This is a genomic window from Streptomyces sp. NPDC052114 (assembly GCF_040680155.1).
Taxonomy (GTDB): Bacteria; Actinomycetota; Actinomycetes; order Streptomycetales; family Streptomycetaceae; genus Streptomyces.
Window position 1 is genome coordinate 192217 of record NZ_JBFAWC010000009.1, and the last position, 22449, is coordinate 214665.

Consider the following 22449-nt stretch of genomic DNA (forward strand, 5'->3'; position numbering starts at 1 on the left):
TCATGAACAATCCCGCCGACCGGCTGGTCGACCTGCTGGACCTGGAGCAGATCGAGGTCAACATCCTTCGGGGCCGCAGCCCGCAGGAGTCCCTGCAGCGGGTGTTCGGCGGGCAGGTCGCCGGGCAGGCCCTGGTGGCGGCGGGCCGCACCACCGAGGGCGACCGCCCGGTGCATTCGCTGCACGCGTACTTCCTGCGTCCGGGCCGTCCCGGGGTGCCCATCGTGTACCAGGTGGAACGGGTCAGGGACGGGCGCTCCTTCACCACGCGCCGCGTCACCGCCGTCCAGCAGGGCCGGACCATCTTCAACCTCACCGCCTCCTTCCATCAGCCCGAACAGGGCGCCTTCGAACACCAGCTGCCGCCGCGCCTTGCGGCTCCTGCCCCGGAGTCACTGCCCACGGTCGCCGAGGAGATCAGGGAGCACCTCGGCGCACTCCCCGAGCAGTTGGAGCGCATGGCGCGTCGCCAGCCCTTCGACATCCGCTACGTGGACCGGCTGCGCTGGACCGCCGAGGAGGTCAAGGACGCGGAGCCGCGCAGCGCGGTGTGGATGCGTGCCGTCGGCCCGCTGGGCGACGATCCGCTCGTCCACACGTGCGCCCTGACGTACGCGAGCGACATGACGCTCCTGGACGCCGTCCGCATCCCGGTGGAGCCGCTGTGGGGTCCCCGGGGTTTCGACATGGCGTCGCTCGACCACGCCATGTGGTTCCACCGCCCCTTCCGCGCGGACGAGTGGTTCCTGTACGACCAGGAGTCCCCCATCGCCGTGGGGGGCCGCGGACTCGCCCGGGGCCGCATCTACGACACTGAGGGTCGGCTCCTGGTGTCGGTGGTTCAGGAAGGGCTCTTCCGGCCATACGGGGAGAGGCACATGGACGGCCCGACCGACGGCGCGTGAGCGGCGAAGGGCCCGGATGGGAGGCACGGTGCGGCGGATCGACGTGGTGGAGCGGCGGGCACGACTTGCGCTGCGACACCGGCTGACGGCGGACACCCGGTCGAACGATCCGGTCGAGGTGGCACGATCCCTGCTGGCCCTGCACGGCACCGACCCTTCGTCGGTGTACGTGGGCGCCTGGGCCCGTATGCGGGACGGTCATGTAGCTGACGTGGAACGGGCCCTGTACGAGGACCGTTCGCTGATCCGGTTCATGGGCATGCGCCGCACGGTGTTCGTCACGTCTCTGGATGTGGCTCCCGTGTTGCAGGCAGCCTGCTCGCGTGCGGTCGCCGCCCGGGAGCGTCGTCTTCTCCTGAAGATGCTGACGGAGTCCGGCGTCGCCGATGACGCGGCCGCCGTGGCGGCCTGGTTGTCGGAGGCCGAGGACGTGGCGCTGCGGGCCCTCAAAGAGCGGGGCGAGGCGACCGCGGCCGAGCTCGCGAGCGACGACCCGCGGTTGAGCACCGAGTTGGTCATGGCGCGTGGCAAGAGCTACGAGGGCCGGCAGAAGCTGGCCAGCCGCCTCCTTCTGCTGCTTGCCGCCGAGGGGCATGTGGTGCGTGGACGTCCGCGCGGCACGTGGACGTCTCACCAGTACCGCTGGGCTTCGCTGACGGACTGGTTTCCCGGTGGCCTCACCGAGTGGGACACCCAGGAGGCGGAGACAGAGCTCGCCCGGCGGTGGCTTCGGGCGTTCGGTCCGGCCACGGCGGACGATCTGAGGTGGTGGGCCGGGTGGACCAAGACCCAGACGAAGCGTGCGTTGACCCAGCTGAATCCCGTTGAGGTCGACTTGAACGGCACGGTCGGGCTGCTCCTCGCCGACGACCTGGCCGAGACTCCCCATCCCGAGCCATGGGCCGCGCTCCTGCCGGCGCTCGACTCGACACCCATGGGCTGGCAGAACCGTGACTGGTTCCTGGGCGAACACGGCCCGCGTCTCTTCGACAGGAACGGCAACATCGGCCCGTCCCTGTGGTGGAACGGCCGCATCGTCGGCGGCTGGGCCCAGGATGCCGCCGGCGAGATCGTGTGCCGGTTCCTGGAGGACGTCGGCGCGGACGCGCAGAGCGCCGTACAGGTGGAGGCCGAGCGTCTCGCCGTACGTCTGGACGGCGTACGACTCACCGCGCGCACCCGGGGCCGTACATGGCTCGAGGAAGAACTGGCCGGCTGACGACAGCACGGCAGGCTCAAGTCGGGGCTCGAAAGGCATATGAAGCTCCCTCCGCAAGAGGTGTGGCATAGGCGCAGGTCAGGACTTGTTGAACGCGGTACAGGGCTTGTCGGAGAAGGCGATGAAAGGGACGGGGAATTGAGCGCGAATTCAGTCGAGGACAGGGATCAACTGCTCGCGGAGGCCATACGGCTCCGTGAGACCGGCCGACGCGAGGAGGCCAGGGAACGACTCGTCGCCCTGTCCGAGCGGCTTCCTCAGGACGCGGAGGTCGCCTATCAGGCGGCGTGGGTCCACGACAACCTCGGCCTGGAGGCCGAGGCAGTGCCGTACTACGAGCGCGCGCTCGACGCGGGCCTTTCGGACGGCGAGCGTCGCGGCGCGCTCCTGGGGTTGGGCAGCACCTATCGGATCCTCGGACGTTATGAGGAGGCCGCCGCTCTGCTCGGTGAGGCGTCGCGCGAGTTCCCCGACGACGGCGGGCTCAAGACGTTCCTGGCGATGGCGCTGTACAACACCGGCCGGACGCATGACGCGATGGAGATCCTCCTGACGCTGCTCGCCACCACGACCAAGGACCCGGAGATCGCGGGCTACCGCCCCGCCATCGAGGAATACGCCAAGGACCTGGACGCGACGGTCTGACAGCGCGCGGCGCCCGACCCGAGGCGGGCTACGTACGCCTGCGACGCAGCCACTTCATCAGGCCTCGGGACTCCTGCGGCGACGTCTCGGCCGCGACATCGCTCCTCTGCTCCGACTGCGCCGCGTGGCCGGTCGGTTCGGGCACCGTCGGTGCGGCCGGTCGGGAAGCCGGCCTGGGTGCCGGTCGCTGCGCGCGAGCCTGCACGAGCCCGATCAGGAGACTGGAGCGCAGCCACCGGATTTCGTCGGGGTCGTCCGCGGTCGTGATTCTCTCGACGATCCGAGCGACGGGGGAATCCGGATCGCCATGGGTGCGGGGCACGGGCTTGAGCCGGTTGAGATAGGCACGTTCGTAGGGGTCCCTGACGATCTCCGCGAACTGCACGGGATCGAGGAGGGAGGCCATGGCGGCGGCGCGCTCCCATGGGTTGTCGTACTGACTCAACAGGAATGCCGCGTACCGGCCCCGCCAGTTGCGTGCCCGGAGGTCCTGGCCTTGGTCGATCCGTTCTCGCATCTCCCCCGGCATGCGTCCCGTGAGCAGCTCTGCGTTGGCCTCGCTTTGGGTGAAACGACGAAGTTCTTCAGCCAGATAGAGCCAGACCACGGCCCTGTACCGGTTCAGATAGAACTTCACCGGAGTCAGAACACCCGCACGGGCCAGGCGGGTGAACCGGGCGGTGGTGATGCCCATCAGCCGCGCACCCTCGGCGGTGCCCACGGCTCTGATGCTCTGATGCAACGCCTCTGGGAATCCTTCGCTCGCGCGCACGCGATCGATTTCCCGGCAGGCTACGCGGCGCTGGCCGCCTGGCGTTTCCCCCACGGTGCGGATGCGTCCGAGCGTCACGGCCAGGTCGAACTCGCCGCGTTTCAGGCCCAGTTCCCTCGCGGCTCGGCTCAGCGTGACCGTCGGCCGGACGGGTGTGGAAGTGGTGGATTGCGTGATCGTGTCACCGGTCATGGTGGTTCTCCCCCGTGAGATCCGATTGCTCTCGGGAAAAACCGTAGCTCGACGACCGCGATCCTCGCTGGGCCTGTGGATAACTCTTGTCGTGGCAGCGTCAGCGCTGGTCGGTGCGCTGGTCAGAGGTCCACGACGGGGGTGCGTTCCGGCTGCCGGGCGCCCACGCCCAAGTGCTCGCCTACGCGGTTCACGAGCAGCGTCATCTCATAGGCGACCTGTCCGATGTCGGCCTCGGCCGAGCTCAGGACGCAGAGGCAGCTCCCGTCTCCCGCCGCCGTGACGAAGAGGACCGCGTCGTCGAACTCGATCATCGTCTGGCGCACGTTGCCCGCGTGGAAGTGCCGGCCCGACCCCTTGGCCAGGCTGTGCAGTCCCGATGAGACCGCGGCCAGGTGCTCCGCGTCCTCCCGCTCCAGGCCGGAGCTCGCCCCCGTCACCAGGCCGTCGTTGGACAACACCAGCGCATGTCGTACGTGCTCCATCCGCTGGGTCAAGTCGTCCAGCAGCCAGCCGAGCCCCGTGCTCTGCCCCATGTTCCCGTCTCCCCGCGTCTGCTCCCCCTGGCCGGAGGATCTGACCTGCCAGCCTTCACCACCACCGGCGCCCCGGCAAGCATGATGGGGACATGGCACAGAAGATGACCGATGACCAATGGCGGGCCTTCGTCTCGCAGGGCACAAGAACCGGCAAGCTCTCGACCGTCCGGGCGGACGGCAGCCCGCACATCGCGCCGATCTGGTTCCTGATCGACGGGGACTACGTGGTGTTCAACACCGGCAAGGACACCGTGAAGGGACGCAATCTCGCCCGGGACGGGCGCGTGGCCCTGTGTGTCGACGACGATCAGCCACCGTTCGCCTTCGTCGTCCTGCAGGGCCGCGCGGAGCTGAGCGAGGACATCGACCAGCTCCGGCACTGGGCGGCCCGGATCGGCGCACGCTACATGGGTGAGGACCGCGCCGAGGAGTTCGGCAAGCGCAATGGCGTCCCCGGAGAACTCCTCGTCCGTGTGCCGATCGACAAGGTGCTCGCGTACGCCGGAGTATCCGACTGAGTGGTCAGCCGACCGAGTCGAGCAGCCGGGCGGTGTACATCCGCCCGGCGTACTCGATCAGCCGGATCAGCACCTCCTTCCCTGAATCACGATCCCGTGCGTCGCACAGCAGCACGGGCGTCCCGCGGTCGAGGTCCAAGGCCCGCGACACTTCATGCGCGCCATACGCACGCGCGTTCGCGAAGCAGTTGACCGCCACGACGAACGGGATGCGTCGGTGCTCGAAGTAGTCCACGGCGGGGAAGCAGTCCTCGAGGCGCCGGGTGTCCGCGAGGACGACGGCGCCGAGGGCGCCCTGTGACAGCTCGTCCCACAGGAACCAGAACCGGTCCTGGCCAGGAGTGCCGAACAGGTACAGGGACAGGCCCGACCGGATGGTGATGCGGCCGAAGTCCATGGCCACGGTCGTGGTGGTCTTGCGGTCGACCCCGTCCGTGTCGTCCACCGACTGTCCCGCCTCGCTGAGCAGTTCTTCGGTGCGCAGCGGGCGGATCTCGCTGACCGCGCCGACCAGGGTCGTCTTGCCCACCCCGAATCCGCCCGCGACCAGAATCTTCAGTGCCATGGCGGCGCTCCCGCCGTCCGTGGCGTCAGAGTGCTCGGAGCCCATCGATCACCTCTCGCAGAATCATTTCGTCGGGAAGCTGTGCGGGCGGCACCGGTCGACGGACGGTGACACAACCCATGTCCAGCAGGTCGCCGAGCAGCACTCTCACCACGCCCACCGGCAGATCGGCGTCGGCGGCGAGTTCGGCGACGGACTGGGTCTCGGCGCGGCACGACTCGATCAGTGCCCGATGCTCGGGGCCCAGTCCCGTGTCGTCGTTCGGCCCAGGGGCGCTTCCGTCGAGGGCGACGAGGGCGATCAGATCGAACCGGACACCGCTCGGCCCCGGTCTGGTGCGCCCGCCCGTCATCGCGTAGGGCCGCACGAGGGGCCCGGCTTCGTTGTCGTACCACTGGCCGCCCGGCGAGTGCGGGTGGCCGCTCGTCTCCTCGGTCATGGCCGCCGACCGCCCTCGGTCATCCGGCGGCCGTCGGTGGTGCGGCGGAGCGCGCCGGGGTGTACAGGTGCTCACCCACCCGCTTGACCATGCGGGCCATCTCGTACGCGACAAGGCCGATGTCGGCCCGGACGGAGCTGAGGACGGTGAGGCAGGATCCGTCGCCGGCGGCCGCCACGAATAGGAACGCGTCGTCCATCTCGACCATCGTCTGGCGCACGCCTCCGGCCCCGAAGTGACGGCCCGCGCCCTTGGCGAGGCTGTGGAAGCCCGAGGCGACGGCGGCCAGGTGTTCGGCGTCCTCGCGGGCGAGGCCGGTCGAGGCGCCGACCGGAAGTCCGTCGTTGGACAGCACCACCGCATGCCGTATTTCGCCGACGCGCAGCACCAGGTCGTCCAGCAGCCAGTCGAGTTCGCCGCTCCGCCCCGCGGTGGTGCGCTGATCCTGGATCATGTGGGATCTCCTTCGCTGCTGTCGCTGCCCGGTACTGGACGTTCGGTGGTGGTGACCGGGGCGACGACGCCCGGGAGACGTCCGCCGCCGCGCACCCAGCCGTCGCGGTAGGCGGCCATGCGATCGCGCACCTGTTCGGGGCTGCGTCCGTCCGCTCCTGGGTCACCTGCCGGGTCCTGCCCGTCGGTACTTGCCGGGTCCTCGCCGTCCCCGGGGCGCTCACGCAGTTGGGGGGCGAGGCTGGCTTGACGTACGCGGCGCGGTAGTTCGACTGCCGTGTCCTGTGCCTCGGCGTTCCGGACAGCGGGTGATCCGACGGCATCGGGCTCGCGGTTCGGTGTGTCGGGCTCGCCGACGTCTCGGGCCCGGTGCGGCCGCAGCGTGGTGACGCCGGGCTGCTCCCGGGCCTCTGTCGCGGCGGCCAGGGCTGGTCGGGGTGCCGGGCCGGGAACGGGGGTGCTGTTCATGTGCTGTTGCGGAGCTCCTTGCACGCACGCGTGCTCGTTTTTCAGGGCGTCCGGAGCGATCCTGCGCTCCGCTGTGGGGGTCTCTTCGCTCTCCGCCGTTGCACTGTGCAGGAGTGCGGTGGGAAGCAGTACGACTGCGGTGGTGCCTCCGTAGGGAGACGTACGCAGGTGCACCTTGATGCCGTGCCGTGCCGCGAGCCTGCTGACTACGAAGAGGCCGAGTTGATCGCTGTCGAACAGGTCGAGGGCTTCGGACTGTTCGATGCGCTGGTTGGCCTCGGCGAGCGCGTCCGCGCCCATGCCCAGGCCACGGTCCTCGATCTCGAGGGCGTAGCCGTTGCCGACCGGTTCTCCACTGACGCGCACCTTCGTGTGCGGTGGCGAGAACTGGGCGGCGTTCTCGACGAGTTCGGCCAGGAGGTGGGTGAGGTCGGCGACAGCCGTGCCGAGGATCGAGGCGGCGGAGAGCTGGCGTACCTCCACGCGTGCGTAGTCCTCGACTTCCGAGACCGCCGCGCGCACCACGTTCGTCAGGGACACGGGCATGCGCCAGGCACGGCCCGGTGCGGCTCCGGAGAGGATGATCAGGTTCTCCGCGTGGCGCCGCATCCGGGTCGTCAGGTGGTCGAGACGGAAGAGGTCGCTGAGTTCGTCGGGGTCGTCGGCCCGACGCTCCATGGTGTCCAGGAGCCCGAGCTGGCGATGGACGAGGACCTGGCTCCTGCGGGCCAGGTTGACGAACACTCCGGAGATGCCGCTGGCGAGCTCCGCGCGGTCGATCGCCGCGCTCAGGGCCGCCCGGTGGACCGTACCGAGCGCCTCGGACACCTGCCCCGCCTCGTCCTCGGCGGGCGGCCCGGTGGGGGCTTCGGCGTGAATGTCGATCTCTTCTCCGGCGCGCAGCCTCCGCATGGCCTGCGGGAGCTTGCGGCGGGCGATCTCCAGGGCGCTGTTGCGCAAGGTGACCAGTTCGACGACGAGGCCGCGGCCGATGCGTACGGAGATGACGAGTGAGGCGGCGACGGCGACGAGGCCGAGGAGCACGGCGGCACCGGCCGGGGTGAGCACACCGTGGGTGAGCGGATCGGACCGGTCCGAGGCCCTGCGGGCCGCCCCGTCCTCGATGGTGTGGAGCTCGTCCCGCAGGGCCGCGTAGGACGTGTCCCAGGCCCCCGCGGGAGCTGCGGCGAGTGCCTTGCCGCCGGGCTCGGCCACGAGCACCTTGTCCTCGGCGGCGCGCACGGAGGCGTACGCGGTGCCGCCCTCCAAGCCGCTCCAGGCGGCCCGTTCGGGTCCGCGCAGGTCGGTGACCGCGGACTCGGTCAGGGTCCTTCGGGTGTCGACGGCACCGGTGAACAACCGGAGCCGCTCACCGTCCAGGGAGCCGTCGAGCCGGGCTCCCGCGAGCACGGCGTCCTCACGGGAGAGCATTTCGCCGGCCCGGGAGAATTCGAGCAGCACGCGCGCGTAGGAGCCCGGTGCCGTGTCCTGCATGCCGGTGAGCGCACCGCACACTCCGAAGGCCTGCGAGATCGTCCTCGTGTACTGCCCGTACGTAGCGTCCCAGCCCGCGCGCTGGTCCAGCACCGCGGTCCGCAGCGAGCGGAGGGCCGACACTTCAGTGACGAACTCTTCGAGGCGGTCCGCCACGCCGTCGGGCAGGCCTGCTCCGTCGGCCACAGTGCGGTCGTCACCGAGGCGCAGTGCGGTTACGGCATGGTCGGTGCGCGCCGCCTGCCGCTCCAGGACCGCGCCGCGGTCCGCGCCGGGTTCGGTGGCGTAACGCACGGCGGCGACCCGTTCTGCCTGCAGCGAGGCGACGGCGGCCATCACCGGGGCACGTACGTCCGAGTCGGCGGACTGCAACTGCCTCAGACGCGCCACGTCTTGCGCGGTCGTCACGGTCGCGTATCCCCAGAGGGCGAGCAGAGAGATGACGGGCACCATCAGCAGGCACACGATCTTGGCGCGCACAGTACGGGGCCTCAGCCGCCACCGTCCCGCGCGCGTGGACAGCCGTTCCGACGCGTGATCGGCGAACCGGTCGTCTCCGGAGGCAGGTTCATCGGCGGGTCGGCCCGCGTGGGCACGGCGGCCACGCAGGAGAGGGATGGACTCCGACGCTGCCGCGCCTGGCTCCTCTTCGGGGGTGCTACGGGGTGTGGGCATGGCCTCCTCGCTCGGATGGGTTCGGGGCGTTCTCCCGGCTGTCGTCGGCCTACGGAGAGCGCCTCTATCGGGCGGCGCTCTCGACCGGCCGCTCGGCTGGGACGGAGACCTCGCGCTCGACCGTGGTCGGGGAGAGTGCGACGAATGCGGAGGTCAGAAAGAGGTAGGAGCCGAGGCCGACGGCGAGAGGGAAGATGAACTGCATCGTCGTGGCGCCGGACAGTGTCGCTTCGGAGGGATTCACCCGCACGCTCACCGCGAACATCCCGGTGTAGTGCATGCTGCTCACCGCGCCTCCCATGACCAGTGATGCCACCGCGACGGCAAGAGGCGACTTGATGTTGAGGCCGGCCCACAGAGCCGCCGTCGCCGCGACGACCGCGATGACCACGGAGACCCCGACGAGCACCGGGTCGTAGTGCACATCGCCGTGCAGACGCAGCGCCGCCATGCCCAGGTAGTGCATGCTCGCGACACCCAGACCCGTGGTGAGTCCGCCGAGCACCAACGCCCGCCCTCGATCGCGGCCGTACCCCACGGCGAAGACTCCGGCTCCCACGACGACCATGGCGACCAGGAGGCTGAGGAGAGTCAGCGGAACGTTGTAGCGGATCTCGGTGCCGATGACTCCGAACCCGAGCATGGCGACGAAGTGCATCGTCCAGATGCCGGTGCCGAGGGCGGAGGCAGCGGTGATGAGCCAGTTGCGGCGCGAGCGGCCCGAAGCGCCCAGCGCGCGGACGGTGCAGCGCAGTCCGAGGGCGGCGCCCATACAGGCCATCGCGTACGCCAGCACGGGGGTCAGCCAACCGAAGGTGGCGTGGTCCAGGTGTCCCATGGCCAAGGGACGCTAGTCCGACCCGAGGCGCACAACGGGGGCGCATTTCGAAAGCTGATGGAATGTGACTGAGAGAGGATCCTGAACGATCGCATCACGCTCGAACGAGTGCACCCAACGCGCGTGCGACTCTCTGCGGGATCATGGGGCGCATGAGCGACGACCACACACAGGTCCAGGAATTCTTCACGGCCCGCGCGGCCGATTGGGACACCCGCTTCCCCGATGACGGTCCCGCATATCAAGCCGCCGTGGCCGAGCTCGGGCTCCGCGAAGGCGCCCGCGTACTGGACGCGGGATGCGGGACGGGACGGGCACTGCCCGCACTGAGGGAGGCCGTGGGGGCCTCCGGCGTGGTGCTCGGCGTGGATCTGACGCCGGCCATGCTGGAAGCCGCGACACGCGCAGGCAGGGACCGCGACGGGCGTCTTCTGCTCTCGGACGTGACCCGCCTGCCGCTGCGCGCGGAGTCACTCGACGCCGTGTTCGGGGCCGGGCTGATCTCTCATCTGCCCGCCCCCGCGGAGAACCTGCGGGAGTTGCGGCGTGTCGTCCGTCCCGGAGGGCTGCTCGCGCTCTTCCACCCCATCGGCAGGGCGGCCCTCGCGGCGCGACAGGGCCGGCAGATCACCCCCGGCGACCTCCGGGCCGAGGCCAGCCTCGGCCCGCTCCTCGCCGACTCCGGCTGGCGAATGACGTCGTACGTCGACGAGGACACCCGGTACCTGGCGCTGGCCGTGCGCCAGGACTGACGAGCGGCCCGGCGTCGCGCTGCGGGTCAGGGCCGCCCGGCGACGACAGCGGCGAAAGCCTCCGCATGGTCGAACATGACGTTGTGCCCCGCGTCGGGCACGACGACCACCCGCACCCCGGACGCCATCAGCTCGTCATGCCCCGCGAGTTCACCGCTGGCCGCGCCCTGCACATAGACGCGGTCCACGGTGAGCTCCATCAGCATCCGGCGCATCGTGGGCCGTGTCCCCGCCACGAGGCCGGTCGCGCTGCGATGGAGCGCCCGGGGATCCGCGAGACGCATGGTGGCCGCCCAGAAGGGGCCGACCTTCTCCAGCACGCGCGCGTGGCCACCACCCTCGACGAATTCTTCCTCGGTGTACCCGGCGATCCCGCTGCTGCCCGCCGTCGCCGGCGGGTTCGGGTCGAGGTTGGCCTCCGTGAGGACCAGCCTCGACACCAGATCGGGCCGTCGGTGCGCGAGCACGATTGCGACGGAACCCCCCATGCTGTGGGCGACGATCTCCCCTCCGGCCACACCGGCCTCGTCGAGCACCGCTGCCAGGGCGCCCGCGTGACCCTCCAGGGTGTAGTCGAAATCGGCAGGGCGGTCACTGATGCCGTGTCCGGGCAGATCCACGAACAGCGAGCGCCGACCGGCCAATTCGGGCCTGGCGGCGATGTGCGCGTGGTAGACGGTCGAGGCCGCGCCGAGGCCGTGAACGTACACCCGCGCCGGCTCGGCCCCGCCCGTCTCCGTCCACCGCGCGCAGTTGCCCCGCGCATCGAACCGTGCCTCACGCATCGCCGTACCCCGTTCCCGTGCGCCGTCGCCTCGCCCTTCGCGAGCGCACGATCGAGCATACATCGGTGTCGATGTATGCCGACGCCGATGTACCCCGTTGAATGACGCGTGCGGCAGAATGCAGGTCATGCTCGAACTGGCCATCCTCGGATTCCTCTACGACACCTCCCTGCACGGATACGAGCTGCGCAAGCGCATCACCGCCCTGACCGGGCACGTACGGCCCGTCGCCGAGAGCACCCTGTATCCCGCCATCAAGCGCCTGGAGAAGGCGGGGCTGCTCGCGCGCGAGACACAGCCCGGCTCCGTGGCGGCGCCCCGGCACGTACTCAGCCTCACCCCGGAGGGCGGGGAGGAACTCCGCAGGCGGCTCGCGGAACCCGCGCGGGGGGACATCACCGACGAGAACCGCTGGTTCACGCTTCTCGCCTTCCTCCGCCATCTCGACGACGCAACGGCGCAGGCGGAGGTGTTGCGGCGGCGGCTGGCCTTCCTGGAGGAGCCCGCCAGCTTCTTCTACGAGGGCGAGCGGCCGCTGCGCGCCGAGGAACTCGATGACCCCTTCCGGCGCGGCCTGCTCACCATCGCCCGAGCGACGAGCCGCGCCGAACTCACGTGGCTGCGCACCACTTTGACGTCACTCGCCGAGAGCGGCTGACCCGTCCTTGTGCGGCACCGGACATCCCCGTACACCGGGTACGGGGAACGAGCCGAGTTCGGCCACCTCGTATCCGTCGCGGTAGCCCTTGATCTCACGGTTCTGGCGCGCGTAGTGCGGTGCTCGCCGTGGGGGCATGAGGCGCACGGCGCGCCCCCGGAGTCGCACCGCGCCCCGCACCGCTGAGCGGGTGACCGCCCCCGGCTGCTCGTACCGGAAGGCACGCAACAGGGGTTCGTCCAGCAGCGCGAGGGTCGCGTTGCGCAACATGGGCGCCATGGCGCTCGGATACCAGGAGGCCATCAGGTCGAGCGTCGCGTCCGATACCTCGCGTGCTCCTTGGTCCCAGCCGAAGTGGGCCTCTTCGTAGGCGTCGAGGCAGTTCTCGAACTCTTCGTAGGAGCCGGGGATCTCCTTGATGCCCATGTGCCCACCGAGGGTTCGGTAGTAGACGGCTGCGGCGGCCGCCTCATGACGCGATAGCCTGCGCCAGCCGTAGACGTCGATCCACCGCTTGGGCACCACCACGAACGTGCACAGCACATAGCGCATGTCGTCGTTGCTGATGTCGTAACTGCGGTGCATCTGATTGATGCGGCGGATGGCGGTGCGGCCCTTGTCGCTTCCGAAGCCGTGCTCCACGACCGTGTCGAGAAGCAGGGCCGTGTCGTCGTACCGCTTCTGCGTACGGTCCGTCAGTTCGGCTGTCCGCGCCAGCAGTCGACCGATGCTGGGGACCGCATAGGTGCGATAGAGCGCGAGTTCGAGTGCGCGTGTGTAGTCCCACGGGAACTCATACGTCGTGGTGAGCCGGTAGATCTCCAGGAAGTCCCGCTCCGGGTCCAAGCGCCTGATCTGGTCGAGCCGCTCGAATCGCTTCACCGCGCGGTCCCCCTTCTGTTCACCGGAGTACTAACTCTACGTTGGTGAAAGGAAGACGAGCGATCTGCGGTGGCATCCGCACCGGGGGAAGGCAGCCCACATGTTCGACGCACTCCGCAGGTTCTGGCGCACCGACAAGGGAACACGCGACGAGAGCGACGGCGCTCAGGGTCGAGGCCGGCAGAAGCGCACGCACAACCTCTTCGAAGCGGCAGCCGTATACGTCGCGGCCTGCGCCGAGGACGACCAGGAAGAGATGGACGAGGCCACGGGTTGGGTCTCTCCGGAAGCCCTTTCGTTCGGCGTCAGCGAACTCGCGTGCCGGGCTGTCATCGCCCTCGCGCGGGAACGCGACGAGTCACCTCAGGACGTCGCCCGTTCACTCCTGGGCCTGCCCGCAGCCTGAGCCATCACGGTGCCGTGGAGCGCGAACCTGGTTACCCGCTGGTGAATTTCCTGGTCATCATCCTCTCGACGATCTCCGCGGCGAGTGGTTAGGGTGCGCCGACGGACAAGCGAACGGGAGACTGGCATGGCCGGGACGGACGACGCTGTCGCCGCCGATGACGACGCCCTGTACGTGCTGACGGCGGTGCTGCTGACACCCGCGAAGTTCCCCAGCGTGCTGGGGGACGACTATCCGGAGGCCTGTGCGGCGCTCGACCTCGCGCCGCTCGCCGCCGGGTACGGACTGGTGCTCGGCCAGGACGGCGAGGGCGCGCGTTGGACGGTCGTGGTCGACGACGTGTCGCTCGTGGCAGTGGCCATTGCCTCCTGGGACTGCGGGATGGAGTACGACCTCTCCCCCGACGAGAACACCGTGGTCACCGCCCTGCCCGGCTGGCCCCTCGCGGTCGCTGTCGCGGCCCCCGGGGTCCCGGCGCCGCACGACCCCGAGCCCGACCCGGACGGCCCGGCCCGAGAGCCTCTCGCACCGCCCCAATCCGATGTCTGGGGCCCGGCTCAGCGCCGCTTGGGCGCCGACGAGATAGCACTGCAGTGGGCGTCCTGGCGGGAGCAGATCGACGACAACGACTTCGCGACGGACGGACGGCTGGAGGACTCCCCCGAGAAGGCCGACGAGGTGCCGCTGACCGGGGTCCGGCGTGTCCTGGCCGAGGCCCGCGCGTACGTGGACACTCCTCCGCCCCTGGGCCGGGTGCGGTCCTCCTTCGCCTCGGGGGACGCACGGACCCTGCGTGCCGACGGCCCCGGCTGGTCCATGGTGGCCCGCACCGATGACATCGCGTTCGTGCTGCTGGACGAGGAGCCGGGAGAGATCGTGCCGGTCGGGCGCGGACCCGAGCTGCCCGCGCTCTTGGAGGCCCTCGACAAGATGGCGGTCCGCCCTGCCTGAGCACGGCGTCCAGCGCGCAAGGGCAACTCGTTCAGCCCGCTTCCATGCCGCTCGCGGAACCGTGCCGGGCTGGCCCGCGAGCGGTAGGACGACGGGGAATGTCCCGCAGGACCGTCAGTGGCCTATCTCCTTGCGGGTGACGCGACGCAGCCGGCGACGCTGCCCCGGGTCGAGCGTCAGGTAGGCCGCCGCGGGGACTCCGAGCACGATCAGGAGTGCGGCCCACCAAGGCAGCCAGATCAGCAGGATGATCCCGGCCGCCACACCTCCTGCGGCGATCTTCGCGTTCTTCGACATGTGCGTCGCCTCCTTCGCGGCCTCTGCCGCTCTCTGTCTTGGAAAACGGGCTCGGATCCCCCACGGTTCCTGGCCGCACCCCTGAGAGATCCCTGATGCGCACCCCCTAATGGTTCCGCAGACCGCCCCCGCCGACGACTCCTGAGCCCTCCGAGCCGCTCGCCGGCTACTCGACCCGCAGCGGCTCACCGACCTCGTACATGTGACGCAGCACCTGACGGTAGGAGTCGACGAATGCGGCCTCCGTGTAGGGCATGCCCACCTCGGAGCAGTGGGCACGCACGGCCGGCCGGGCAAGCCGCAGGTGCGGGCGGGGCATGCTCGGGAAGAGGTGGTGCTCGATCTGGTAGTTGAGCCCGCCGAGGAACCAGTCGGTCACCGGGCCGCCCTTGATGTTGCGCGACGTGAGGACCTGTCGGGCCAGGTGCCCCAGGCGCTCGCCGCCCGGTTCGGGCATCTCCATGCCCTTGTGGTTGGGCGCGAAGGCCAGCCCGAGGTGGAGACCGAACAGTGCCTGGTGAACGGCGGCGAAGGCGATCGCGTGACCGACGGGCATGGCGAGGAGCAGCAGCGACACATAGCCCACCAGGTGAGCGACCAGCAGGAGGCCCTCGATCACACGCTCGCGCGGAGCCTGGCGACGCAGGTCCTGGAAGCCGTAGATCTTCATGGCGATGCCCTGGAGGAGCGTCAGCGGGAAGAAGAGCCAGGCCTGGTTCCGGGTGAGCCAGCGCCGGAAGCCCACGCGGACCTTGGCCTGCTTGCTGGTCCACACGAGAACATCCGCGGCGACGTCGGGATCCTTCTCGATGTGGTTGGGGTTGGCGTGGTGCCTGTTGTGCTTGTCGGTCCACCAGGCCGTGCTCATCCCGAGCAGCAGGTTCGCGTGCACAAGGCTGATGGCTCGGCTCACGGATCGCCGACCGGTTATCTGCGCATGGCACGCGTCGTGTCCGATGAACGCCGTCCGGGCGCACAGGACGGACAGGACGGGAGCCAGCAGCAGCACCCACCACGAGCCGCCGAGGAGGAACATTCCGATGCCCACGGCCACCAGGGCGAGGGCGTTGATGGCGATGGTGCGCGTGTACCAGCCGACACGACGGTCCAGGAGACCTTGCTCCTTGACGGTCCGCAGGAGAGGCGCGAAATCACTTCCGGCGGATTGCCCGCCCGTGCTGACGGACGGGCGTTCCGCGACTGCCGCGGCGGCCTGGGACATGGTGGGTCTCCGGTCTTCGAAGCGAAGGGCTGACCTGATAGAACGTACGGATCAGTGACCTTGGGCAACCATGGCGCCACCACCCGTGTCCACCCTGGTGCCAGCACCGCCCGATGGTGGCGCTGGCTACACCCTCCCGGGGCGCAGTGACGGACATCACCGCAGATTCGCTGCCGCGAAACGTGGAACGTGATGTACTCTCGGCCGCTCTGGTCTCAGTAGTCAAATTTGAGGAATGCGTTATCGCTGTGCACAGGCTCCCCGTCGTGTCCCCCTCCGAGATCCCCGAACTGTCGCGCTGTTCAGTCCTTTTCGTTCCTGGCGACCCCGCTCGCGACGGACACGTCGCCTTCTGGCACCCCGACGGCACCGAGCCCCCGTCCAGCACCGCGGGAACCTCCGATGAGCTGGCCATCGCCGTACCGGGCGACGACGGTGTCGAGCTCGTCCGTGTGCCGGTGCTGCTTCTCCCCGTCCGCACCGCGCTGCCCGTCCTCACGCGCGCGCGTGCCGCATCGGGAACCCATCCGACAGCCGCCTTCTGGGGAACCGCCGGCGTTCTCGCCCTGCAACTGGCGGCCCGTGGGTTGCTGTTGCCAGGACTGACCGTCAGCGATCACGACGCGTGGCGCGCCGGGCCGTTGGGGGCCGATGATCTGCAGCGCCTGCGCGACTTGGCCGCGGCGATGCCGCCCGCCGCCCACGCACTGCCGCTCACCGACGTGGCGCCCCTGCGACTGCCTGAACCGGAGCGCCTGCTGCGCCAGTTCCTCGACGCGGTGGCCGACACGCTGCCGCGCTCCCCCGCCGCGGCAGCGGCAGCCGGAGGACCCGTCTTCGCCGCGCCCGAGGCCCAGCACGTTCCCGAGCAGCGCGCCTGGGCCCTGGACGTGGCAGCCGGGCACGACGCGGGCGTACGGATCTCGCTGCGCGTGGAGATTCCCGGCCTCGCCTCGGTGACCGACGACGGCACCCGGCTGCCCTTCCGAGCTGTCCTGCAACTGCACAGTGTCAGCGATCCGGCGCTCGTCGCGGATGCCGCCGAGGTATGGGCCGAGTCCGGGACCGCGGGCCAGGGCTTCGGTCCTCGTGCGCGGATGGACGCCCTCCTCGCCCTGCGTCGTGCCACGCGCGCGTGGCCGCCGCTCTCACCACTGCTCGCGGCCGGCGTTCCCGACGCGATCGAACTCGCCGACGAAGATGTCGCCGAGCTCCTGGGTGAAGGCGCCCGGATGCTGGCGGTCGCCGGCGTGGAGGTGCACTGGCCCAGAGAGCTCGCGCGCAGCCTCACCGCGCGTGCCGTCATCGGCCCTCCTGACGACGCTCAGGACGAGGACGGACGGGGCCCCGACAAGCTCTCTTCGGACACGCCCTCCTTCCTGTCCGCCGACGCTCTGCTCGCCTTCAACTGGCGCTTCGCGCTGGGTGACCAGCAACTGTCCCGCGAGGAGCTGGACCGCCTCGCCGAGGCGAACCGTCCCGTTGTGCGCCTGCGTGACCAGTGGGTCCTCATCGACCCCGAAGCGGCGCGTCGCGCGCGCGACCGCCAGGACCGCAAGGTCACTCCGATCGACGCGCTCAGTGCCGCGCTGACAGGCACCGCCGAGGTCGCGGGTCAGCGCTACGACGTGCAGCCCACGGGGTGGCTCGCCACCCTCCGCGAGCGGCTCGCCGACCCGGAGGGCATGGAGCCGGTCGGTCAGCCCGCGGCCCTCGCCGCGGAGTTGCGCGACTATCAGCTGCGCGGCCTCAACTGGCTCGCCCGCATGACGTCACTCGGTCTCGGTGGTTGCCTCGCCGACGACATGGGCCTCGGAAAGACGATCACGCTGATCTCTCTGCACCTGCACCGCCAGACACAGGAGGAGTCCGCGGGCCCCACACTGGTGGTCTGTCCGACCTCGCTCATGGGCAACTGGCAGCGCGAGATCGAGAAGTTCGCGCCCGGCACGCGCGTGCGTCGCTTCCACGGTGCGCAGCGCGACCTGGAGGACCTGTCGGACGGCGAGTTCGTCCTCACCACGTACGGAACGATGCGACTCGACGCGGAGAGGCTCGGCCAGACCCCTTGGGGCATGGTCGTCGCGGACGAGGCGCAGCACGTCAAGAACCCGTACTCGGCAACGGCCAAGCAGCTGCGCACCATCGGAACACGCGCGCGCGTGGCACTCACCGGAACTCCGGTGGAGAACAACCTGTCCGAGCTGTGGGCCATCCTCGACTGGACGACGCCCGGGCTGCTCGGCAAGCTCGGGACGTTCCGCAAGCGCTATGCCCAGGCCGTTGAGGGCGGCACGGACCCGGCCGCCGCAGAGCGCCTCGGTCAGCTCGTGCGTCCGTTCCTGCTGCGCCGCCGCAAGTCGGATCCGGGGATCGCGCCCGAACTGCCGCCGAAGACGGAGACCGATCGGGCCGTCTCGCTCACCACAGAACAAGCAGGCCTCTACGAAGCAGTCGTCCGGGAGACGCTCGCTGAGATCTCCGGAGCCGACGGTTTCGAACGCCGGGGGCTGATCGTCAAGCTCCTCACCGGGCTCAAGCAGATCTGCAACCACCCGGCGCAGTACCTCAAGGAGGACGAGCCCCGGATTCCGGGCCGCTCCGGAAAGCTCGAGTTGTTGGACGAGTTGCTCGACACGATCCTCACCGAGGACGCGAGCGTGCTCGTCTTCACGCAGTACGTCCAGATGGCACGGCTGATCGAGCGCCATCTGTCTGCCCGCGGTGTCCCGTCGCAGTTCCTCCACGGCGGCACTCCTGTCACGGAGCGCGAGGCGATGGTGCAGCGCTTCCAGGACGGGGAGGTACCGGTCTTCCTGTTGTCGCTCAAGGCCGCCGGGACAGGCTTGAACCTGACGCGCGCCGAGCACGTCGTGCACTACGACCGTTGGTGGAATCCCGCCGTCGAGGCACAGGCCACCGACCGCGCGTACCGCATCGGGCAGACGCAGCCGGTGCAGGTGCATCGGCTCATCGCGGAAGGGACCATCGAGGACCGCATCGCCGACATGCTGCTGCGCAAGCGTGAGTTGGCGGAGTCCGTTCTCGGTTCGGGCGAGGCAGCGCTCACCGAGCTGACCGACGCCGAGCTGTCAGACCTGGTGGAGCTGCGAGGGGGCACGCGATGAGCGACATCCACGACGAGACCTACGGCACTCGGGACGACGCCCCACGCGCGGGTGCGCCCGCGGGCGAGCGTACGTTCGCGGCCATGCCGCCGGCGCATGGCCGGGGCTTCGCACAGACCTGGTGGGGTCAGGCCTGGCTCAAGGCACTTGAGGACACGGCACTCGACACGCAGCAGCTCAAGGCGGGGCGCAGGCTCGCGCGCGCGGGCGCGGTGGGCGCGGTCTCCGTACGCCCCGGCAGGATCATCGCCGTCGTGCAGGACCGTGACGGCACATCACACCGTTCTGATGTCCTGCTGCAGGAACTGAGCCCGGAGGAATGGGACCGCTTCTTGGGGATGGCCATCGAACGGGCGGGACACATCGCGGCTCTCCTGGACCGCGAGATGCCGCCGCACCTGGTGGAGGACGCGGCGGCCGCAGGTGTCGAGCTGCTGCCGGGCATCGGCGATCTGGAGCCCGAGTGCGACTGTGACGCGTGGGACCACTGCAGTCACACAGCCGCGCTCTGCTATCAGGTGGCGCGACTCCTCGACCAGGACCCCTTCGTGCTCCTGCTGATGCGGGGACGCGGAGAGCGCGAGCTCCTGGACGAGCTCCAGGTGCGCAGCGTCGCGGGAACCGACGCGGTGGCGACCCACGAAGCGGGCCAGGATGCCACCCCGGAGGGCGTGGACGCCGCCGAGGCGTACGCGGACGGCGCCATACTCCCGCCGTTGCCTGCGCTGCCTCCGCTGCCCGAGGAGCCGGGCCTGCCGCCGACGCTGGACACGGACGCGGAACCCGCACCGGGCCTCGATGTGGAAGCGGTCGAGTTCCTGGCCGCGCAGGCGGCCGTGGAGGGGTACCGGCTGCTGGCCGAGTCGCTCGCTCCTGGGCACGCCGATCTGCCTGCGGAGCGCGAGTTGAGCGTGAGCGAGGACGCGGTACGTCTGGCGGCCGCGGGCCCCGGCCGGGTGGTCGAGACGCGTCTCGCGGGGGTGTCCGACCGGGGCCGGGACGGTCTCGCACTCGCTGTGCGGGCCTGGGAGTACGGGGGCCGCGCGGCGCTCCAGGTACTCGAGGAGGAGTGGACGCCCGAGGGCGAGGCGCTGGCACGCGCGCGTGCCGCGCTGGAGGCGGCCTGGGACGAGGACGAGCGGCCTCAGTTGCGCGCAGCCCGCAATCGCTGGACGGTCGTCGGCTCGGACGCTCAGCTGCGCCACGGCAGGGACGGCCGTTGGTGGCCCTACCGCAAAGAACGCGGGCGTTGGGCCCCCGTGGGCGCGGCGGCCCAGGACCCGGCGACGGCGCTTGCCGTGGCCGGCGGAGGCGAGTGAGACGGTCACGGGTGGCCCGATGCGGGGCGCGTCGGCGCGCAGCGTGACCTGTGGCCGAAAGCGCACGGCGCCCACCGGCGCATTCCTGCCGGACGGCCGTGCGCCGGGAACACCGGCGCACGCACTCACCCCGACCAGCGATTGAGCGCGGCCATGTCATACGCGAGCGTGGAGCGCGTCGGTTCAGGGAGGTCTGACCGCACGAGCCACCCGGGCTCGGCAGCGGGGGCATCGGGTTCGTCAGCTCCGCCAGCACGATCTATCTGAAGGGGGATGACCAGGGCACTGAGTCCCACGGCTACTGATCGGACCGGTGGTTGACGGCGGCGCCTCCTGCCCCTCGCGGGAGGCGCCGTTTGCACGTCTCCCGGTGTTCACCTGACGGCCCCTTCGTGTTCGTGGCGGCGGCGAAGTCTGACCGCTGTCACCGAATCCGCGCCTCAGGAGGCCCTGATGTCCCCGCACGCCGCCCGCAAGGGCCGTGTCCGCCGTTCCGCAGCCGTCGGCGTTCCGCTCGCCGTGATCGCCGCTCTCGTGGTGACCGGCACCGCGACGGGTCAGCAGGCCGGCGGTGGCCACAAGAAGGCTCGCGTCACCGGCGTGGCGACTCTCGGGGACATCCCTCTGGGCACGTTCAGCAACGCGCTGCTCCCGGGGACGGTGAAGAACGATCGCGGTGTTGATCTGGGCGGTATCGGGAGTGACCTCTACCCGGCGGGGCGCAAGGGCGAATTCTGGACGGTGACCGACCGGGGGCCCAATGGCCAGATCAAGGTGGACGGCAAGAAGCGCCGCACCTTCCCGGTCCCCGGATTCGACCCGGCGATCGTGAAGATCCGTGTCTCCGGAGACGAAGTCAAGGTGATCTCCGCACTGCCGATCACCACTTCCTCCGGTAAGCCCGTCACGGGGCTCCCCAACCAGAAGGGCCGTGACGAGGCACCGTACTCGTACGACGCGAAGACTCCTGTCTCCTATGACCCGAACGGGCTGGACACCGAAGGCATCGTGCGGGCGGCCGACGGAAGCTTCTGGCTGGTCGATGAATACGGCCCTTCCCTGATCCATGTCTCCGCGCGTGGGAAGGTGCTCAAGCGATACGTACCTCAAGGGCTCAAGCTTCAGGGGGCCGACTATCCGGTGGTCGAGGCGCTGCCCGGGGTGCTGCTGCACCGCAAGACGAACCGTGGCTTCGAGGGGCTCGCCCAGCTCCCCGGCGGGGACCTGGTGATGGCGGTGCAGAGCCCGCTGTCTCTGCCTGACGCGGATGCCGGTGACGCCTCGCGCACCACACGGCTGCTGCGCTTCTCGCCGAAGAAGCAGGCTGTCACCGCCGAGTACGCCTACCGGTTCGACCCGGTGGACGTCGTCGACCCCGGCGAGGACGACACCTCCGAGCTAAAGATCTCCTCCGTGGTCGCCGTCGGACGCGAGCGTCTGCTCGTCCAGGAGCGCACCGACAAGGCCGCACGGCTCCAGAGCGTCACTCTCGATCGGCGGTCGAACATCCTGGGCGGCAAGTGGGACAAGGACACCACGCAGCCCTCTTTGGAGCAGCTCGACGATCCCGCCGCCTCCGGAGTGCCGGTCCTCGACAAGCGACTGGTCGTCGATCTGGGCGCCGTCGACGGTGTACCCGGCAAGATCGAGGGAGTCGCCCGGGTGGACGGCCGGACCCTCGCTCTCATCAACGACAACGACTTCGGGATGACGGACGGGCCGGAGGCCTTCGACAAGAACGGACGGCTGGTGGACAGCGGAGTGGAGACCTCCGTGACGTATGTGCGCCTGCCGCGAAAGTACTGAGGCGGACCACGGAAGGCTCTCTCGTAGGTTCCGTTGAGAGCAAGAGGGCGCCTTCTCCGGAGACACCGCTCTGTCAGGACAGCGGCTTGGTGAGCTTGTGCTTCCCCGAGCCGCTGTCCCCCGCCAGGCTGCACGCGACGTTGTCGATGCCGGCCTTGTAGCCAGAAGCGTCCGGATACTGCACCAGAGTGCCGCGTACGGTGCCCGAGGGCTGGGTGCGCGCCTTGCGCTGCAGCGGCTGCTCGCACAGCGCGGCCGCTTCCTTCTTGAGAGCCGCGTCCGTCGTGAAGGAGCCCTTCAGTGCGGCGAGTTCGACCAGTTCGGCGTCGTGCGGTTCATCGCACGACTTCTTGGCGGCTCGTCCTGGCCTGCTGCCGCTGATGTCGAAGCAGTCTCCGGACTTCAGCAAGTAGTACGGGACTTCGTCGCTCACCTGCGAGGGCAACAGTGAAGCGAAGTCACTCGGGAAACCCGTGGGCAGGGAGGGGAGACCACTGGGCAACCCGGTGGGGAAGTCGCTC

The 22449-nt window shown here is 69.8% G+C and carries 23 protein-coding genes; 11 read left to right on the forward strand and 12 right to left on the reverse strand.

The annotated features are described in order from the left end of the window. Positions 1 to 2: 2 nt before the first annotated feature. The 3 genes from AB0L89_RS21295 (at position 3) to AB0L89_RS21305 (ending at position 2769) form a co-directional block, all read left to right on the forward strand. Entirely contained in the window at positions 3 to 905 is a 903-nt protein-coding gene (locus AB0L89_RS21295; RefSeq protein WP_365143027.1) for an acyl-CoA thioesterase II, read from the forward strand. Between the two features lie 37 nt (positions 906 to 942). Next, positions 943 to 2124: a winged helix DNA-binding domain-containing protein gene (locus AB0L89_RS21300; RefSeq protein ID WP_365143384.1), complete on the forward strand. Its 1182-nt coding sequence runs from the start codon at positions 943 to 945 to the stop codon at positions 2122 to 2124. A gap of 138 nt (positions 2125 to 2262) precedes the next feature. Beyond that, complete coding sequence (locus tag AB0L89_RS21305) at positions 2263 to 2769, forward strand: tetratricopeptide repeat protein (RefSeq protein WP_365143029.1); 507 nt, start codon at positions 2263 to 2265, stop codon at positions 2767 to 2769. A gap of 28 nt (positions 2770 to 2797) precedes the next feature. Here AB0L89_RS21305 and AB0L89_RS21310 read toward each other — a convergent pair whose 3' ends face one another. Then, on the reverse strand, positions 2798 to 3733 hold the full coding sequence (locus tag AB0L89_RS21310; RefSeq protein ID WP_365143031.1) for a DUF6397 family protein: 936 nt from the start codon (positions 3731 to 3733) through the stop codon (positions 2798 to 2800). A gap of 122 nt (positions 3734 to 3855) precedes the next feature. Continuing rightward, complete coding sequence (locus tag AB0L89_RS21315) at positions 3856 to 4269, reverse strand: roadblock/LC7 domain-containing protein (RefSeq protein WP_365143033.1); 414 nt, start codon at positions 4267 to 4269, stop codon at positions 3856 to 3858. A gap of 92 nt (positions 4270 to 4361) precedes the next feature. On the opposite strand from AB0L89_RS21315, the gene AB0L89_RS21320 reads away from it, so the two are divergent. Beyond that, positions 4362 to 4790 (forward strand): PPOX class F420-dependent oxidoreductase, encoded by a 429-nt coding sequence (locus AB0L89_RS21320; protein WP_365143035.1) that lies wholly within the window; start codon positions 4362 to 4364, stop codon positions 4788 to 4790. A gap of 4 nt (positions 4791 to 4794) precedes the next feature. Here the strand turns inward: AB0L89_RS21320 and AB0L89_RS21325 are convergent, their stop codons facing one another. The 5 genes from AB0L89_RS21325 to AB0L89_RS21345 all read right to left on the reverse strand — a co-directional run bounded on the left by AB0L89_RS21325 (position 4795) and on the right by AB0L89_RS21345 (position 9722). Continuing rightward, entirely contained in the window at positions 4795 to 5400 is a 606-nt protein-coding gene (locus AB0L89_RS21325; RefSeq protein ID WP_365143037.1) for an ATP/GTP-binding protein, read from the reverse strand. After that, positions 5381 to 5794, reverse strand: a complete 414-nt coding sequence (locus AB0L89_RS21330) for a DUF742 domain-containing protein (RefSeq protein ID WP_365143039.1) — start codon at positions 5792 to 5794, stop codon at positions 5381 to 5383. Before AB0L89_RS21330 ends, AB0L89_RS21325 begins: the two co-directional genes overlap by 20 nt. 19 nt (positions 5795 to 5813) lie before the next feature. Continuing rightward, complete coding sequence (locus AB0L89_RS21335; protein WP_365143041.1) at positions 5814 to 6248, reverse strand: roadblock/LC7 domain-containing protein; 435 nt, start codon at positions 6246 to 6248, stop codon at positions 5814 to 5816. After that, on the reverse strand, positions 6245 to 8884 hold the full coding sequence (locus AB0L89_RS21340; RefSeq protein ID WP_365143043.1) for a nitrate- and nitrite sensing domain-containing protein: 2640 nt from the start codon (positions 8882 to 8884) through the stop codon (positions 6245 to 6247). Before AB0L89_RS21340 ends, AB0L89_RS21335 begins: the two co-directional genes overlap by 4 nt. A gap of 64 nt (positions 8885 to 8948) precedes the next feature. Then, complete coding sequence (locus AB0L89_RS21345) at positions 8949 to 9722, reverse strand: MHYT domain-containing protein (protein ID WP_365143045.1); 774 nt, start codon at positions 9720 to 9722, stop codon at positions 8949 to 8951. A 152-nt stretch (positions 9723 to 9874) separates the two neighbouring features. On the opposite strand from AB0L89_RS21345, the gene AB0L89_RS21350 reads away from it, so the two are divergent. Next, a complete protein-coding gene (locus AB0L89_RS21350; RefSeq protein WP_365143047.1) occupies positions 9875 to 10474 on the forward strand; it encodes a class I SAM-dependent methyltransferase in 600 nt (199 codons plus the stop codon). Positions 10475 to 10500: 26 nt separating this feature from the next. Here AB0L89_RS21350 and AB0L89_RS21355 read toward each other — a convergent pair whose 3' ends face one another. Continuing rightward, a complete protein-coding gene (locus AB0L89_RS21355; protein WP_365143049.1) occupies positions 10501 to 11259 on the reverse strand; it encodes an alpha/beta hydrolase in 759 nt (252 codons plus the stop codon). A 127-nt stretch (positions 11260 to 11386) separates the two neighbouring features. Between AB0L89_RS21355 and AB0L89_RS21360 the strand changes: the two genes are divergently transcribed. Then, positions 11387 to 11917 carry a PadR family transcriptional regulator gene (locus AB0L89_RS21360; protein ID WP_365143051.1) on the forward strand — a complete coding sequence of 177 codons (531 nt, stop codon included), beginning with the start codon at positions 11387 to 11389 and terminating at the stop codon, positions 11915 to 11917. Here AB0L89_RS21360 and AB0L89_RS21365 read toward each other — a convergent pair. Next, complete coding sequence (locus AB0L89_RS21365; protein ID WP_365143053.1) at positions 11897 to 12799, reverse strand: oxygenase MpaB family protein; 903 nt, start codon at positions 12797 to 12799, stop codon at positions 11897 to 11899. The two genes, AB0L89_RS21360 and AB0L89_RS21365, sit on opposite strands and share 21 nt — an antisense overlap. A gap of 100 nt (positions 12800 to 12899) precedes the next feature. Here AB0L89_RS21365 and AB0L89_RS21370 point away from each other — a divergent pair, with 100 nt between their 5' ends. Together AB0L89_RS21370 and AB0L89_RS21375 are read left to right on the forward strand one after the other, a co-directional pair. Then, positions 12900 to 13205: a hypothetical protein gene (locus tag AB0L89_RS21370; RefSeq protein WP_365143055.1), complete on the forward strand. Its 306-nt coding sequence runs from the start codon at positions 12900 to 12902 to the stop codon at positions 13203 to 13205. A gap of 126 nt (positions 13206 to 13331) precedes the next feature. Next, positions 13332 to 14156, forward strand: a complete 825-nt coding sequence (locus AB0L89_RS21375) for a hypothetical protein (protein WP_365143057.1) — start codon at positions 13332 to 13334, stop codon at positions 14154 to 14156. A 114-nt stretch (positions 14157 to 14270) separates the two neighbouring features. Here AB0L89_RS21375 and AB0L89_RS21380 read toward each other — a convergent pair whose 3' ends face one another. Beyond that, positions 14271 to 14453 (reverse strand): hypothetical protein, encoded by a 183-nt coding sequence (locus tag AB0L89_RS21380; protein ID WP_363276950.1) that lies wholly within the window; start codon positions 14451 to 14453, stop codon positions 14271 to 14273. A gap of 166 nt (positions 14454 to 14619) precedes the next feature. Continuing rightward, positions 14620 to 15675, reverse strand: a complete 1056-nt coding sequence (locus AB0L89_RS21385) for an acyl-CoA desaturase (protein WP_365143059.1) — start codon at positions 15673 to 15675, stop codon at positions 14620 to 14622. A gap of 248 nt (positions 15676 to 15923) precedes the next feature. Here AB0L89_RS21385 and AB0L89_RS21390 point away from each other — a divergent pair, with 248 nt between their 5' ends. From AB0L89_RS21390 to AB0L89_RS21400, 3 genes are all read left to right on the forward strand, one after another. Further along, complete coding sequence (locus AB0L89_RS21390) at positions 15924 to 18803, forward strand: DEAD/DEAH box helicase (RefSeq protein ID WP_365143386.1); 2880 nt, start codon at positions 15924 to 15926, stop codon at positions 18801 to 18803. 83 nt (positions 18804 to 18886) lie between these two features. Beyond that, on the forward strand, positions 18887 to 20122 hold the full coding sequence (locus tag AB0L89_RS21395; RefSeq protein WP_365143388.1) for an SWF or SNF family helicase: 1236 nt from the start codon (positions 18887 to 18889) through the stop codon (positions 20120 to 20122). Between the two features lie 453 nt (positions 20123 to 20575). Next, a complete protein-coding gene (locus AB0L89_RS21400; protein WP_365143061.1) occupies positions 20576 to 21928 on the forward strand; it encodes an esterase-like activity of phytase family protein in 1353 nt (450 codons plus the stop codon). Positions 21929 to 22001: 73 nt separating this feature from the next. On the opposite strand, the gene AB0L89_RS21405 is transcribed toward AB0L89_RS21400, so the two are convergent. After that, on the reverse strand, positions 22002 to 22361 hold the full coding sequence (locus AB0L89_RS21405) for a hypothetical protein (RefSeq protein ID WP_365143063.1): 360 nt from the start codon (positions 22359 to 22361) through the stop codon (positions 22002 to 22004). Between the last annotated feature and the right edge of the window lie 88 nt (positions 22362 to 22449).